Annotated in this window: 11 protein-coding genes; 1 reads left to right on the top strand and 10 read right to left on the bottom strand. The window is 53.7% G+C overall.

All coding sequences use genetic code 11. From position 1 onward, the window contains the following. Nucleotides 1–265 precede the first annotated feature (265 nt). The 10 genes from AAE514_RS16365 to AAE514_RS16320 form a co-directional block, all read right to left on the bottom strand. Nucleotides 266–1,708 (bottom strand): tannase/feruloyl esterase family alpha/beta hydrolase, encoded by a 1,443-nt coding sequence (locus AAE514_RS16365; protein ID WP_347332634.1) that lies wholly within the window; start codon nucleotides 1,706–1,708, stop codon nucleotides 266–268. A gap of 117 nt (nucleotides 1,709–1,825) precedes the next feature. Continuing rightward, complete coding sequence (locus AAE514_RS16360; protein ID WP_347332633.1) at nucleotides 1,826–4,348, bottom strand: ankyrin repeat domain-containing protein; 2,523 nt, start codon at nucleotides 4,346–4,348, stop codon at nucleotides 1,826–1,828. A 33-nt stretch (nucleotides 4,349–4,381) separates the two neighbouring features. Continuing rightward, nucleotides 4,382–5,821 (bottom strand): DUF6351 family protein, encoded by a 1,440-nt coding sequence (locus AAE514_RS18690; protein ID WP_488212736.1) that lies wholly within the window; start codon nucleotides 5,819–5,821, stop codon nucleotides 4,382–4,384. A 454-nt stretch (nucleotides 5,822–6,275) separates the two neighbouring features. Next, nucleotides 6,276–6,692, bottom strand: a complete 417-nt coding sequence (locus AAE514_RS16350) for a hypothetical protein (RefSeq protein WP_347332631.1) — start codon at nucleotides 6,690–6,692, stop codon at nucleotides 6,276–6,278. Nucleotides 6,693–6,779: 87 nt separating this feature from the next. Continuing rightward, entirely contained in the window at nucleotides 6,780–7,376 is a 597-nt protein-coding gene (locus AAE514_RS16345) for an SLATT domain-containing protein (protein ID WP_347332630.1), read from the bottom strand. A gap of 68 nt (nucleotides 7,377–7,444) precedes the next feature. After that, entirely contained in the window at nucleotides 7,445–9,037 is a 1,593-nt protein-coding gene (locus AAE514_RS16340; RefSeq protein ID WP_347332629.1) for an ORC-CDC6 family AAA ATPase, read from the bottom strand. A 13-nt stretch (nucleotides 9,038–9,050) separates the two neighbouring features. Beyond that, a complete protein-coding gene (locus AAE514_RS16335; RefSeq protein ID WP_347332628.1) occupies nucleotides 9,051–9,761 on the bottom strand; it encodes a hypothetical protein in 711 nt (236 codons plus the stop codon). Between the two features lie 128 nt (nucleotides 9,762–9,889). Next, nucleotides 9,890–10,582 (bottom strand): abortive infection family protein, encoded by a 693-nt coding sequence (locus AAE514_RS16330; protein WP_347332627.1) that lies wholly within the window; start codon nucleotides 10,580–10,582, stop codon nucleotides 9,890–9,892. Between the two features lie 192 nt (nucleotides 10,583–10,774). After that, a complete protein-coding gene (locus tag AAE514_RS16325) occupies nucleotides 10,775–13,414 on the bottom strand; it encodes an AAA family ATPase (protein WP_347332626.1) in 2,640 nt (879 codons plus the stop codon). Next, nucleotides 13,411–14,574 carry a metallophosphoesterase family protein gene (locus tag AAE514_RS16320; RefSeq protein ID WP_347332625.1) on the bottom strand — a complete coding sequence of 388 codons (1,164 nt, stop codon included), beginning with the start codon at nucleotides 14,572–14,574 and terminating at the stop codon, nucleotides 13,411–13,413. Before AAE514_RS16320 ends, AAE514_RS16325 begins: the two co-directional genes overlap by 4 nt. Before the next feature lie 229 nt (nucleotides 14,575–14,803). On the opposite strand from AAE514_RS16320, the gene AAE514_RS16315 reads away from it, so the two are divergent. Next, nucleotides 14,804–15,721: a hypothetical protein gene (locus AAE514_RS16315; RefSeq protein ID WP_347332624.1), complete on the top strand. Its 918-nt coding sequence runs from the start codon at nucleotides 14,804–14,806 to the stop codon at nucleotides 15,719–15,721. Nucleotides 15,722–15,808: the final 87 nt, after the last annotated feature.

Below are 15,808 nucleotides of genomic sequence, written 5' to 3'. Positions count from 1 at the left end.
TGTGGCAGAGAAGACATATTGGAAAACCCAAAAGACGGTGGCCTAAAACACTTGACCACTACAGTCCGGCCTTGGTTAGCTGTATCTGTTATAACCTGCCCGCTTGTTCTTGTCAGCGCCAGGCTACAGGTTTGTGCTCAAATAACACTTTTTTGAGCACGTTCATCGGTATCTTTTCAGATTTCCGCGATTTTGAACAGTCACCGGGAGCCTGACCCCGGAACCGCTCCAAGTGCCCCGTAGGGCACGCATGCCATGCCAACCTCTACCGACACTCATAACTATCGGCGGAGGCCTCATCACCACCGGTATAGTGCGGATGCTCTGGATAAGCGCAGAGCTTGCGGCTGGCGGGCTCCGGGGTGCCGCGCGAGGCAATGACATCCTCCGGCGCTTCGCCATTTTCCACCCATTCGACGACCGCGCTCAGCAGGTCAAAGGAATCGTAGGTATTGGCCCCACCGGCGCAATGGCCCATGCCGGGGACGTGATAGTAACGGCTGGCATCACTCCAGCCCTCATTGGCTTCGCCCGCCCGCTGATAAAACCCGAGCGTATCGAAAGCGGAGAACCAGGCGTCGCTGACACCGTGATAGAACAGGATCTTTCCACCGCGATCGAGGAAGGTGGAAAAGTTGGTCCAGCCGTAGCTGTCGGTGCGCGACTGCATCGGGTCATTGCGCAGCCGTGCATCTTCGGCATCGATATCGATCTCGGTCTGCTGGGCACTGGCGCCGGGCGAAAAGAAGTTCTCACCCGGAATATAGGTCATACCCCCCTCAATCATGCCGGTATCGACGGGAAAGGCGGGGTAGATCTCGTAGCCGGCGCTGTTGACCAGCGGTGCGAAGGCCTTGTCGAGCGCGTTAGCCTGCGCCTGAGAGATACACGAATCGTCTCCCTCTTCCTCGCAGACGAGCAGGCTGGGATCGAAGTCACAGCCACGGACGTTGGCGACCACTCCGTCTTCAAGGCCATCCAGACCGTCGCATTGCGCCAGAAGCCCATCATGCACCGCGCGGCGTTCTGCCGGGGAGAAAGCGCGACCGACCTGCGGATTGCCCTCGTCGTCATGCGGCGCTATTTCATTAAAGGCCACCACCGCCTTACGCAGGGCGAAATTCGAATGGCCCGTACGCATGGCCGGCGCGCCGACCACAGCGCCGTCGAACAGCATGGGGTAGCGCTGCGCGGCCAGCATACTCTCGCGCCCACCGGTCGAGCAGCCGGAAATATAGGTATGATGCGCGGCCTGCCCGTAATACGCCTTCACGATCTCCTCGCCCAGTTCGGTCACCTTGGCCACCGACTGCCCGGCAAAATCGAGCGCGGCCTGCTGATCGGCCATAAAGGACGCATCGAAACCGCCCTGCCCCTTGTGACCACCATCGGTGGAGATCACCGCAAAACCGCGAGCCAAAGCCGGCGTGTCGCCAGCGGCATTGCCACCAAGCGGCGGATGCACGGTACCATTCAGCCCGCCGCCGCCCTGAAACAGGAAGCGGCCATTCCTGTCCACCGGCATGGCCAACGCAAAACCGAGGCCATAGGTCTTACCGTCTGCCCCTGTGCGTTCATTACTGATGCCTTCGACGTAACAATCGTCGGGCAGTTCCACCGTCGTGCTGGCGGGACCGGCGCCGAAGCTGAATGAACCGGCAAACTTTTCTTTACTGCCCCAACAATCGAGGCAAATTAGCTCACACAATTCTAGTCAGCGCGGACGCTGTGTCACGGCGCGGAGAAATCTGCTCGACTCTCTCGCAACCCAACGTCGCGTTACTAGCGGCCACATCGACCGCCTATTTCATGCGACCGGCTCCCCCTAGTGAAGATCCTCACTCGTCAATTCTCCAATTCGCTGCCGGTAAGCGTCCCTCACACACTGGCTCTCTCGACATTTGTTTCGGCTCCGGATCCACGCAATCTGCGACTGTTTGACCTCGCTCTTGTCGGTCGCTCCGTCGTAATGCCGTTTATACCGATACGAAAGCACCCTGTCCATTATAGAAAGATGACTGTCAGAACATACCGCCTTCTCCGCAAAACTTCGAGACCTCTCACAGTCATAGCTGGGCTCGATATCCCCACCCCCCGGGGAAAATAGCGAAGGATTTATCAAGTCTACAAACTGCTTAAAATTGGTCCTTGTGACCTCTGGGTTAATGTCCAGCTCACCAAGCCCCATCAAATAGCCAATAAGCCCTGCAGCTTCACTATCAACAACGGTGAAGTCAACATTCTGGTCTTTTAAGTAGCGAATAAGTTCGAGATCGCCATTGGCTGCTGCATACATTGCTACCGTCCTATTATTGTGGGTCATCGGCCCTTCCACAACCGCTGACAAATCGGCGCCGGCTTCCAAAAGCAATTTAACGGATTCGAGAGCATTCTGCTGGACCGCAGCGTGCAGTGCGTTTTTACCAATAGGGTTCTTCGCATCGATGGCTGTATTAGCATTGGTGTAGGCCATCGGTTCCCCATGCTGGTAATCTGACCCCTCCAGAGCCGCCTGATTCTCTTTTTTGAGAAGCAGCTCCAGAACGTTCGGACGCCTGACAGCCATCATGATTAGTGGATCAGGGGCTCCCACATAGCTCCAAGCGTGCTCATAGTTTTTTATCCGGACCTTACTATGCTCAAGCTGGTCCAGATCCTCCACCGAGTTGACGACTCTCTCAATGGCGCCATAAGGCTCCCCCTCCAGAATCATGTACCGCAAACCGGACCTGGGCGGACTTCCCCAATGCCCCTCGTCCACTATCTGCCATAGTGCTTCCGAAGCGGCCAAGCGTGCATCCTTGCTGGCCAACCCGAAATTCGAGGAGTAGTGCCGTGTAAGGTCTTCTAGCGCCTCAATATGGGAAGACCTAATTCGTTCGTAAACTCTCCGATTTTCAATATTCAGATAGGACCAGGTTTCATAGGGGTACCGGTCTGAGATGCCTGAGGCATTCTCTAAAAGCTGGCTCGGAAACACACGTATCATTAGATGTTCCTTATTCAATTCCCGACCGTGACTGAATCGCATCGTTCCTTGATAACCGTCAATCCCATCGTCTTGAGGTTCATTGACGATATTCAGGTATCTATAGACAGACGCCGGCAAGGGATATTTATCCTCATCGCAATCATCGCGGGGCAAGAAGTTATCTAGATTACCACCATAAAAGGGGGAAAGCGCCGGCAGGAGACCCGGCCGATCAATCAGAACACCGCAAGGAATTGTAAAATAGGCCTCGTCTCCCAGGTGGTTCACGGAGTAATGCATCAGATGTTTTACCATAGACTCATCCGTTCCATCATAGGGTTCATCCGGCTCAAAGTCAGACGGGTTAACTGATTCCAGCTTCCCTTCTAGCCCGCTCAGCATCTCAGCTATCTCTCGGGTATTACCATTCCTTTCGTAAGTGTGCATCAATAACGCAAGAAGCAGGATGTCATTAGGATCATCACTACCCTCAAGCGTTTTCATCGTACTTTCATAGTCGTACTCGGGAAAGTCCCTGTCCTCCGTTTCGCTTACCTCTTCAGCGCTGCTTTTTGGTAAATGACTTTCAAACCAAGCATCCAAACTTTGTCCATTTAAATAGCGGTTCAACTGCACATAGTCCTCGATTCCCTTCCTGTTACTCTCGTCGGCGCTAAAAAACGGCACCGTCGGACACGAGAAGGGGTAACCGATTATAGTTTCCAGAACATTACTCGCCGCGTAACTCCCGTCCGGCCGAACCGCAGATACTAAAAATGCATCAACAGACGCATTGGGGTAACGCTTATAAACTTCGCAAGGAAGCCTGACCTTTAACTTCTCATGAACGGAGCGGCCCCGCAAGGAAAACCGCCAACCCTCGTTCTCCTCATGGACCAAGTTCGTCAGTTCTTGAACCTTGGCCGTCGCAAAAACAAGGCGAAAAACCCTCGCGCGACCACTCACAGCCTCATCCAGCGCCCAACGCCTGACTTGTTTTGCGACAGCTTCCACGGATTGGATTTTCCGACCGTCGAAGGAATCCTCGCTATCCTCGCCATCCAGAAACTCCTGCCTGGATGTGTTGATCGCCTTACTAAAGCTTCCAAAGACTTCATTGAGATATCCGACAAACTCTCCGTAAGGTGCGTCATTGAAGTTCTCAATCGACTGATAAAGTGCTACAGACTCCTGCGCAGGCCCTACAACCGTATCACCAGCCGACCCCTTTTCAATGGAAAGGAGAGCTCGCGGTGACAACCGCCGCCCACTCTCACTCGCGCCGGCCTCGACACCACAGGCAAACATCCAAACACACAACAGCGCCGCGACTGCTAACTTTAACTCCAGAGCCTTATTACAAAAACACGTACCCACTTAATCCCCCTGATTCACTATTCCACTCAAAAGCTACTCTTCACGACACTCAAAACTATCGGCTGACGTCTCACCACCACCAACATAATGCGGATGCTCCGGATAGGCGCAGAGCTTGCGGCGGGCGGGCTCCGGGTTGTTGCGCGAGGCAATGACATCCTCCGGCGCTTCGCCGTTTTCCACCCAATCGACCACCGCGCTCAGCAGATCAAAGGAATCGTAGGTGTTGGCCCCACCGGCGCAATGGCCCATGCCCGGTACGTGATAGTAACGGCTGGCATCACTCCAGCCCTCATTGGCTTCGTCGGCCCGCTGATAAAACCCGAGCGTGTCGTAGGCCGAGAACCAGGCGTCGCTGACGCCGTGGTAGAACAGGATCTTCCCACCGCGATTGAGGAAAGTGGAAAAGTTGGTCCAGTTATAGCTGTCGGTGCGCGGCTGCATCGGATCATTGCGCAGCCGCGCATCTTCGGCATCGATATCGATCTCGGTCTGGTCGGCCTTGGCGCCGGGCGAAAAGAAATTCTCACCCGGAATATAGGTCATATTCCCCTCGATCATGCCGGTGTCGACGGGAAAGGCGGGATAGATCTCGTAGCCGGCGCTGTTGACCAGCGGCGCAAAGGCCTTGTCGAGCGCGTCGGCCTGCGCCTGAGAGATACACGAATCGTCGCCCTCTTCCTCACAGACAATCAAGTTGGGGTCAAAGTCGCAGCCACGGACATTGGCGACGACCCCGTCTTCAAGGCCATCCAGACCGTCGCATTGCGCCAGAAGCCCGTCATGCACCGCGCGGCGTTCTGCTGGAGAGAAAGCGCGGCCAACCTGCGGACTGCCCTCGTCATCAAGCGGCGCCACTTGGTTAAACGCCACCACCGCCTTGCGCAGGGCGAAATTCGAGTTGCCCGTGCGCATGGCTGGGGCACCGACCACGGCGCCGTCGAACAGCATGGGGTAGCGCTGCGCGGCCAGCATGCTCTCGCGCCCACCGGTCGAGCAGCCGGAAATATAGGTATGATGCGCCGCCTGCCCGTAATAAGCCTTCACGATCTCCTTGCCCAGTTCGGTCACCTTGGCCACCGACTGTCCGGCAAAATCGAGCGCGGCCTGCTGATCGGCCATAAAGGACGCATCGAAACCGCCCTGCCCCTTGTGTCCACCATCGGTGGAAATCACCGCAAAACCGCGAGCCAAAGCCGGCGTGTCACCAGCGGCATTGCCGCCAAGCGGCGGATGCACGGTACCATTCAGCCCGCCACCGCCCTGAAACAGGAAGCGGCCGTTCCAATCCGCCGGCATCGCCAGCGCGAAACCGAGGCCATAGGTCTTACCATCCGCCCCTGTCCGTTCATTGCTGATGCCCTCGACATAACAATGAGTAGGCAGCTCTACCTCAGCGCTATCGGGACCGGCGCCGAAGTTGAATGAACCGGCAGGCTTTTGCTCGGCACTGGTGATTTCGGTGCTTGCCATTTCAAGACCGGTCAATGCCGAGCAGAAGTTCTCGGCTGCCTTGGCGTCGCCGCCGGCGATACCGTTTACCCCACATCCCGCGACAGCTAATGCCGCGAGTCCAATCGTTATTCGATTCATAATTTTCATATCTTATATTCCTGCCTAGAAAACCGAAGAAGATTAATTAGAGCAATTCTAATGATGATGGCTGGCTGTTCACCGCAGGTTGATATCGGGCAGAAATCGGGGTTTGGCCCCTCTCATCCCTGCGACATTCTTTCATAGACACTTCTTTGACAGCGTCCTTTCAGCACCTTCGCACAGGGCAGTCTCACACAGGACACTTACCAAGATATGAGCTCTTTAGACTTATAGCGCAGGGTTATCCGAAAAACCTCTGGTGCCTGATTACAAGACCACCTTCGCACAAAAAAATGAAAGCTGAAGTTTGTCCGGCGCAAATTTTCTCCGGCTACTTTTCTTGGTCCTCATTAAATTTTTCTGAATGATCAAAAAAATGCTTCATTAGGAAGAACCCCCAAACACAAATACATGCACCCGTTGCCTGCTCAATCGGAATATTAATATCGCTAAAAAATTCAGGGAAAATTGCAGCCACTCCAACTGGCAGCAAACCAGATCCAGCAATGAAATACTGGGTCTGATTCTCGCCACCCAAGCTACCCACAAAAAAAATTGATACAAAACTTAAAATTAAACCAACAACGGCATAAACCAAATATGCTCCAAGAAGATCAAACCCTTCCTTTCCTACCAAATAAAACGGAAACTCAACAACTAAACCAATAGTCATGGCTGGAACGAATAAAGACTCTGATGGCTCACTCATTGCCTTTGCAGACGAGTTAATGAAGGCTTCCCCGGTCATTACACACCTTTTACTTCACCCGAATTAAAAAAAGGGAACATCTTGCGCTTTGATCACTGGCATTAAAACGCTTAATGTCAAATTGACTCATTTATTCCCTGAAGGAGTTATCAGCATATATATCCACAAAACCTCCAGGCCTAGGAGAAGGATATAAGGCAAAAAAATCAACGCATAGCGAGCCCTTACATAAATATGAAAGTACCAAGGCATATGGTAGTAATTTGTCATGTGGCATTTGGTAAACATGTAATCAATAGGAGCGTGATTCTCATATCTTTGCAAAATATCACCATACTCTGTAACCAGCGATTCATACTCACTTGGAGAGCGGTCCTCGTTGATGTGCCTATGTATTCGCCGAGACAGCGCATTTAGAATCATTCCACACTGATGTATTCGATCAGCTCTCACAGCGTTGTTCGTCATGTTGAGGATTATGGATATGACGAGTATGACGATTGCAAAAACCACCTGAATAAAGCTAGAGTATTCAGGAGTGAAGCGAGTCTGAAGGCCAAACGTGTGAACTAATGGGATGAAAATAAGGCCTACCGAAAACAGAGCTATAGTCCAAAGCGAAGCATGATGCTGCATTTTTAGTCGATCATGCGCATAAAAACGGCAAGCAGCCGTTTTTTGCACTCGGTCATATAATTCTTCAAAGTGATCATTTTTCTGCACAAAATCCCCTTACGACTTAGCATCTCACACAGGATCAGCTTTCAACGTTCGACTGATCTACTCGCTTCTCACCCTGAAAGATATTCAAACACCGCTGAAGTTGCTTCGTTCTTGATGTATCTAGACCGAACTTGGCCAACATAGTACGCCCGCTGAATAGTTTCTTCTGTTGCCTCAAGGACATCTTTAATCGTATTTAGCGACAATCCCTTCAACGAACCTATAAGCCACTCTGGCAGATCAAGAAAATCTACAGGCTTTTCCAATTGCTTGTTCAATGCTGAACTAATTGTTTGATCGTCAAAGTCGTCCAAGTCAGTCACTAACGACGAGTATGCTGGGTGGTTTGACCCATACTCCGTCATCCTCTTTACTGTAAGATTCTTTACAATAGCTGTTCCTGTCGAGGCTGGCGTATTCTCAAGTGATAAAAGGCACCCTAAGTTAACGCTGTACCTAGCACCGATACCGCTTCTTGTAGCTTTTACGGCATCAGAATGCAATGAGATGATCCCTGTATAGCAAAGCAAGCCAAGAGCCTTCTTTATCCGGGCAGGGGCATCCTTATGAATCCAAAAAAAACGAGACGTCTTTTTATCCCCCTCAAGGTAAGAATCATTCTTAACTTTCATGTCAGGCAGAACAGTGTCCTCCACAAAATCTCTACCCCAATTGATGAACGCAACGAACCCAGAGTATTTATCCGCCAAAAGAGAATGTTCTTCCCATATTTCGCTTTTGTAATACTCCTTTATTACTAAATTAACCTCTCGAGAAGAAACTGAAGGAGTCTTTACCAAGGTTTTCAACAAAACTCTAGGATTTCCATTAGCCGCATATGCTAGCAGCGAAAAATTGCTACTGTTCTGTGCTATTTTCCCAAGGAGTCGGCTGTCAGCCTGCTTCTCCACCATATTTCTCATATTCTCAACATATCCAGCGCTAGTAATATCCCTTTCAAGGTTAATAAAGATTGCGTCATGAGTAGGCTGAAAGTAGTCACCGAACGATGTAACTCCTGGATACACTGCTGCGTTACAATTTATGTACGGACTATTGATATCACGGTACAACCCAAAAAATTGACGCTGCTGAGCGGGTCGAAGTATATGAGCCGCTTCATCAATAAAGAAATTTACAGCCTCTATTTCGGCTTCTTCACAAATGTCCTCTACGGCATCTTTGAAGTCATCGATTGAGGGCAAAAACTGGACATCAACATCTTGTGCTTGACCCGGCTTCCAAGAGCTTTCAAATTCATCTACTAACCGGGTTAAGTATTCTTCCTGAGCCCCCGCGCCATTTGACAAAACGGTATGGGGGAGAATGAATCCAGATTTCTTCAGGCTTCTAATAAAAGACGAACAGAGCTTTGCCAACATCCACTGATAGAACTGGCTTTCATTTGTCAGTTGCAGCACCGCACCTTGAGTAAACGACACATATACAGGAAGTACACGCTTATGAGCTAAGTCCCGTTTAAGCTCCGCCTCCGAAACCCTTAGCAGAAAAGACTTCCCCACCCCTCGACTTCCCACCAATATCACGGGAGAATCACTTTTCAACCGTTCAATTATCGCTCGATCCTCCTTTGTTTCTACAAAATAGTCTAGAATCTTAGTAGGCTTTATCGTTTCTGTGCGTATCTTAAAATCTGACATTACCTAAATCCCTTCAATTAGCGAACAGAATATTAAACTCTTCTATCCCACCTAACTCTTCTTTTGCCATATCTTCAAGCCTAGCCATGCCTTGCTTATCGATATCCTTGGAGAACCTCATAAACAGGAGAAACAACGCTACGAATTTACATGTTTCCATAAAATCTATCCACCTACCCAACAACGATGAATGAAATTCCAGATTGTTCGGCAGCTCTTCAATTTTGTTAAAGTTTCCATGTATGAACTCGGAGGACTCTCTATAAAGTTTCGATGCAACTTTAATCAAGTGATCACCTTCAACTTCCACTTCCGGATAAAACGCTCTTATAAAAACCTTAGACAATATTCCGTTCTCCTTGTCCACAAGGGCTCCCCATGAGATATCTCGAAGACCAAGTTTCCAATGGCGCAGATGTAGTTCGTTGGTTGAGAGATATATAAAGCGGAAGATTTGCTCCAAAAAGTATCGCTGCGCTATGAATGAATACCGGTATTGACCGCCCACAACTGCTTGAAAGCCCAACTCGAACTCTTGAATTGCACTAACTAGAATAGTGCGATCCGTTCTATCGCTGAGCAGTTCAAGCCATATATTTAAGTCTTCTGAAAACTGAAAAAGCTCAGTTAGGGAAGCACCATGTTCCGATGCAAATGATTCATCAATGACCTTTCCAATCCTTCGGTTCAGATTGGCGAAGTGCTCTTTACAGTGATTTCCCATTATAATAACTCCTACCTAATCTTGGGAGCTGTACTAATTAATGCCTCCAACACATGCAGCTTTGGAGTGGCACACGTTCAGAACAGGTACTGCGAAGGAACGTAATGATTTTGAGACATTTCAGTACATCAAGCGTACATTTCGCTATACGTTTCGATTAGAAACAACCCTACCGCGCTAGCAGAGTTCACAGATAGCCTAGCGTGTCTGTCCGTCAGACGTTTCCGCTTCTGCTCCATACTCTTCCCATGGAAGCCGCTATATTTCGTACGCAGTACCCCAACACCCACTGCGGCATTGAGCAACCCTCCTAGAACCCGCTTTATATCTGGATCAGCGTGCCCCTCAGGCGACAAATTCATTCTTTCAAAAACTAAGCGAAGGAGATACTGAAGACTTTCATCCTTCGGGTGGGCAAAATTAAGCCTTTCTAGTATAGCCTTGCAAATACTCTCTAGTGTGGATGAAGCGCTCCCGAGAGCCTGTTCTGGATCGGAACTTACATACGCAAGAGCCCGTTCAAAATCATGTATTGCGGCCTGGTAGCCACCTGTAGATAGATAGTTCTGCAGCACTCTGCTTGACTCAGTTGACGAGTTCGGGACGTCAAAGCCAAGGTCTCTAGCTATTCTAATTACTGTAGAATCTGGAACATTCGAAAGTAACCCTTCTACATATACTCTCTTTGAGGGAACGATATTAACCATATCATGTTCAACACCAAAGCTTCCCAGAAAAACATTAATCCCGGATGTGTTAAATTCTGCCTGCAACTTTAGCGCAATATTACACACGAGATTGTAGCGATCAATGTTCTTCATTATATTACTTCAGGCGTAACGGTATAGTTAGATGGAAGCTTTTCGCTCTTAAAGAATGCTCTGTGAGCCCAGTCAGCTCTAGTTTAGAACGTATAGCACTTAAAACGGAAATTTTCTTACCAAGGACATTATACGGAAACTTTCGGGCTGTACAGGCCGACAAACACCAATTCCGCAGTGCTGTACCCACCTCTACTCCACCTTCAAGCCCTGCAAATCCCTCGGTGTAGCCCCCAAATCCCTCCAATTCTCCGGATGGCAGGAGAACAGCAGCACTTGGTGTCGGCGGGCGGCGTCGAACAGGATGCGTTTCATCTGGTCCAGCCGCTGGGCGTCGCTGTGGACCAGGGCGTCGTCCAGGATGATGAGCGTGGGTTTGCTGGCTTCGCGTAGCAGGTCGGCGTAGGCCAGGCGGCTGATCAGGCCCATCTGCTCCCGAGCGCCGTAGCTTAGCGACGGCAGGTCGCCCTGCTCTTCCCCGGTGCCGTGGGGGCGCGTCAGGGTGGTGGGCATGAGGTTTTCATCCACACTCAGGTGCGCTTGGGGAAACAGCAGTTTCAGGTAGTGGTTCAGGTGTTTCTGCAGGGGCGCCTGTAGCTGACGGGTCAGGGCCTGGCGTTTGTCTTTGAGCAGGCTGAGCAGCAGGTCCAGCGCCTGGGCGCGCCGGGTGAGTTCATCCCGGCGCTGGGCCAGGCGTTGGTTGATCTGGGCTTCTTCATCGCGTTTTTCTTCCAGGCCCTGGGCGCCCTGCTCTTCCAGGCGGACTTGCAGGTCGCGGATGTTCTGCCCCCGCTCCCGCGCCTGGGTTTCCATCGCATTCGCGGACTTTGTAAAGCGTTCGATGTCCTGCTCGAGCACTTCGGGTTGCTCGGCATCAATTTTCTTTTGTCGGGTGTCGATGGCGGTGGTGAGCTGGTGCTCCCGGGCTTTCAGTTCGGTCAGTTCTTTATTGGCGCCTTCTTCGCGGGCTTTGCGATCCGGCGCTTGCAGTTCGGCGTTGAGTTTGTCCCATTCGGTGTGGGCGCTGGCGCTGGCCTGCTCCGCCAGGCCTTGTTGCTGCTGGTGTTGAGTGAGCGCGTCTTCGGCTCGCTTGAGTTCGGCGCGGGCCGCCTCCAGGTCCGCCTCGGCGTTTTCTTCCGAGGTTACGTTCGCTTGCACTTCAGGTAATTGCTCCAGCTGTGCGCGCAGTGCTTCCAGGCGTGCGCTGTCCTGCTCCGCAGCCGAGCGCAAGGCGTCGACGCCTTTGGGGGCGAGGATGTCCAGCCGCGCCTGTTCGCGCTCGATGGTTTGCGCCAGCCGCTGACTTTCAGTGGCGCGGTGCTCGCCCTCTTCCAGGCTGTCGACACCGAGGCGGCGCAACAAACTGCTCTGCTCGGCCTGCAGCGCTTCTTGCTGACGCTGCAGGTCCGCCACATCGGTGCCGCCGGGCTGAATGCGCAAACGGCCGACGCCGGGAATACGTAGGTCGGTCGCCTCCACCAGCAGGGTTTCTCCCTGGCCGGTGACGGTCTCGTCGCCGACGGTGATGGATTGTTCCGGTTCCAGCTCGTAGTTCAACCGGGTCGCGAGTGCCTTCTGTCGGATGGCCAGCTCCGCCAGCGCTTGCTCCGTGCGTTTCAGTTGGGCCAGTGCGGTCGGGTCAATGTCTGTGGAGGGCTGTTGTGCTTGCAGCCCCTTTAAGGCCTGTTGCAGTTCGGTGGCCTGCTTGAGCGCGTCCGCCTGTTGGCTTTGGCGTTCAGCCAGCTGGTCGATCTGCTGTTGCAGCCGGGCTCGCTCCGCCTGGTGGCGGGCTTGCTCGCGTAGGCTCCGGGCCTGCTCGTAGGCTTGCTCGGCGTCGGCACGGCGTTTTTCCAGCTGGGGCCGGCGGTCGCGGCATTCTTGCAACTGGGCTTCGGCTTTAGCTTTGTCCTCGGCGCGTTGGGTGAGCTGGTGCTGCTGGTTTTCAAAGTCTTTGAGTTGCTGGCGATAGACCGCCTGGCTTTGGCGGCAGTTGTCCAGCGCCTGCTGGTCCTGTCGTTGTTCGCTCTGCCAGCGTTGGACTTCGCTCAGTTGGCTTTTCGCGGTGTCGGCTTTGCGACGCTGATCTTCCCAGGGGCGGGCGGCATCAATGGTCTGTTTTTGTTCGATCAATACGCCGAGCTGATCCACCTGTTGGCGATACTGTTCGACGGACTGGTTCAGGGCGTCGAGGCGTTCCTGACTGTGCCGGTAGTCTTCCAGCACTTTTTTGTAGTCTTTGGTTTCCTTGCCGGTGCTGGTCAGCAGTTCGGCGCGCTCTTTTTCCACCCGGGCGATCAGCTCGTCGCCGCCGCTGCTGGCCACTTCGCCCAGGCTCTGGCCCAGTGCCGACTGCAGGTGTTCACCGGCGTGGTTGACCGGCCCCTGAATGTCCTGCACCGCGCCCTGCTCCACCCACAACAGGCCGGGGATGCCCCAGTGTTCGGCTTTGCTGGCGCCGCGTCCGGGGAATTGGTAGCCGAGCATCTCGGCCAGCTTTTCTTCCGCCTCTTCGCCACTGAAGTGTTGGCTGCCGACTTTGAGGTCGCAGCGTTTTTTGCCGAGGAAGCGTTTGTTGAGCGTCCAGTGCTCGCCCTGCCAGTCGAATTCCAGTTCGATTTCCGGAGTGGCCGAGGTGTCGCCCCAGGGCCGCAGGTCATCCACGCTGTTGGATTTGTAGCGCTCGAAAAAGGCGGCGCGAATGGCGCGGACCAGGGTGCTTTTGCCGGACTCGTTGGGGCCGACAAACAAGTTGATGCCATCGGTCAGGTCGCGGATTTCCAGGGGCTGGCGAAACTGTTTGAGTTGGTCCAGGTGCAGACGGGTCAACTTCATTGTTCACTCTCCTTCATTTTCCCCTCCGTCCGTTCGCTCTCGGAAGCCAGACTGGAGTCGCGCAGCATGCCGGCCAGAATCGCCAGGGCCGTGCGGGCGGTGTCGGGCTCCTCACCTTGGCCTTCCTGCCGTTCACGCAGGTCGCCAATCACTTCGCCCACGTAACCGTCGGCGTGCAGTGCGGCGATATCCTCCTCGGTGGGTATGAGGTTCAGGCCGGACAGGTGAGACTGAAAGCTGCGGTGGCGGGCCTCGGCCCCACCGAGGTAGTGCAGCAGCGCCTGGTAACCGGACAGGTCCACTTCGCCGTCCACTGTCAGGTCCACCACCGAGCGCGGTGGCAGGGCGTCCAGCTCGGCGATCAGCCGATCCAGGTCGCTGGCCACGGCCAGGGTGCCCTGGTGCTTTATCCACTGGAACTGGCCGGTGGTGTGGGTCTGTACCTGGGGCTCGGCTCCGGGCTGCTCAATATCGACGATCAAGGCCTGGCCGGCGCCGTTGTCCTTGAATCGCTCCTGCTCCGGGGTGCCGCTGTAGCGGGTGCGGGCGTCGATGACCTTAAACCCGTGCCAATCCCCCAGGGCCAGATAGTCCAGCCCGGCCGTAGCCGCCCGGTCGGCGGAAATGGGGTTGGTGGAGTCGATTTCCTCAGCCAGTTGGCCCTCGACGCTGCCGTGGGCCAGGCCGATGCGCAGCAGGCCGTCGGGGGTGTCGGCACGGTCGAACCATTCGGTGAGGTCGTTGTAGGTCTGCCGCTGGGTCAGGGGTGCGGGCAGCACGGCAAAGCCCAGGTTCTGATAGACGCGCACCTCCGGTGTCAGCAGCAGCTCGACATTGCTCGGCACCGCGCTCAGGCGCTGGGCCCGGCTCCAGACGCTTTCCGCCAGGGCGGCGTCGTGGTTGCCGGGCAGGAGCAGCCAGGGGCCGGAGAAGCCGGCCATGGCCTGAAAGGTGCGGTGGATAGTCCGGTCCGAAACGGTCTGGGCATCGAACACATCCCCGGCGACCAGGACGGCATCCACGGCCTGTTCGGTGGCCAGCGCGGCCAGTCGCTCGATGACGGTGAAGCGGGCGTCGGCCAGGATCGAGGCGTCTTCTTCGGCGAAGCGGCTGTACTGGCGGCCGATCTGCCAGTCGGCGGTGTGGAGAAAGCGGGGCATGGGGCCGGGTCCTTGTCGCTTGGGGTACATCATACAAACCCGGAGTGTACCGAATTTAGGCGTCGAGCGGCACCACGTGGGTGCCCTACTGGGTGGGGCATCGATAGAGCAGCCGTCAGGGACCCAAAATGTGACATCGCTCTCAAAAGCGTGCAGACGCGGGCGGGTGCGCCCGCCATCCTCTGCGTTCGTGGTACGCTTGGTCCGTCTATTACAAGGAGTGAATATCATGAATCAAGCCGTCAACATCCCCACCCCTCGCGCCAATAAGCCCCGCGTCCAACCGGCGCGTGTCATCAATCGGGATTTGAGCCAGGCCAACCACCTGATGGCAGAGTTTAGAAAGGAGGTGCTGCAGCCAGGATTTAAGCCGGCCTTTCAGATAAAGGGCAGCAACAATGGCTTTAATATCGTTAGTGATATTGAAATCCGCATAAGAAAACCTTGGCTGATTAGCCAAAGTGGTGCCAGCCTTTGTGGCCCGGCTGCCTTTATGTACTGCCTCGCCAAAGACGCCCCAGCGCTTTACGTACAATACGTCCGAGACCTCTTTGTCACAGGAAAAGCCAAAATCAATGACCTTGAAGTCGAGCCCTCCACCGCTTGCAAAAATGGCCAGCTTGTGTCGGGTAATGGTGACAATGAAAGACGTATTGAAGCCGTGGACTGGATTGCCCTGGCCAGCCTCAGGGACTCCGAAAACCGCATTTTCAGGCACGGTTCCGTGGCGAATGACGCGTCGGGCATCACTTTGCCGGGTCGTCTGACCAGCTGGTTTAAAGCGGCGGGCTACTCACAAGTACAGGAGAAAGCCCGGGTCCTTTCCAGCCACGAACCGGAGCACCTGCTTGCAGCCGCCCAGGACTATCAACACAACAAAAATGTCTGTCTGTTTATTGCAGCCAAAGTAGTCACAGGCCCTTTTACCCTCAAGGCCATCCCCAACCACTGGGTGGTATTGAGTGAGGTGCAGCCAATGAGCATTCCACACCACCCAGATCCAGCACAAATGCAAAAGTCCCTTGAAGAGCAGGTACCTTCGCTCAAAGCCTACAGCTGGGGAAAGGAAAAAGAAGATATAAATGCTAGCATGCTAAGCTTAGCGGATTTTTCCAAGTACTATTTTGGCTATGTGGTGGCAGGTTAATATGAGAATGCAAACAGTCACTCTAGCTCTACTGGCCACGATTTGTATGGCCAGTTCTTCACATGCGGATCAAAAGCCGTTTAAGCG

The organism is Marinimicrobium locisalis (assembly GCF_039822625.1).
Classification (GTDB): domain Bacteria; phylum Pseudomonadota; class Gammaproteobacteria; order Pseudomonadales; family Cellvibrionaceae; genus Marinimicrobium; species Marinimicrobium locisalis.
Note: the sequence above shows the minus strand (reverse complement) of the source record. Positions and strands in the feature narration are given on the sequence as shown.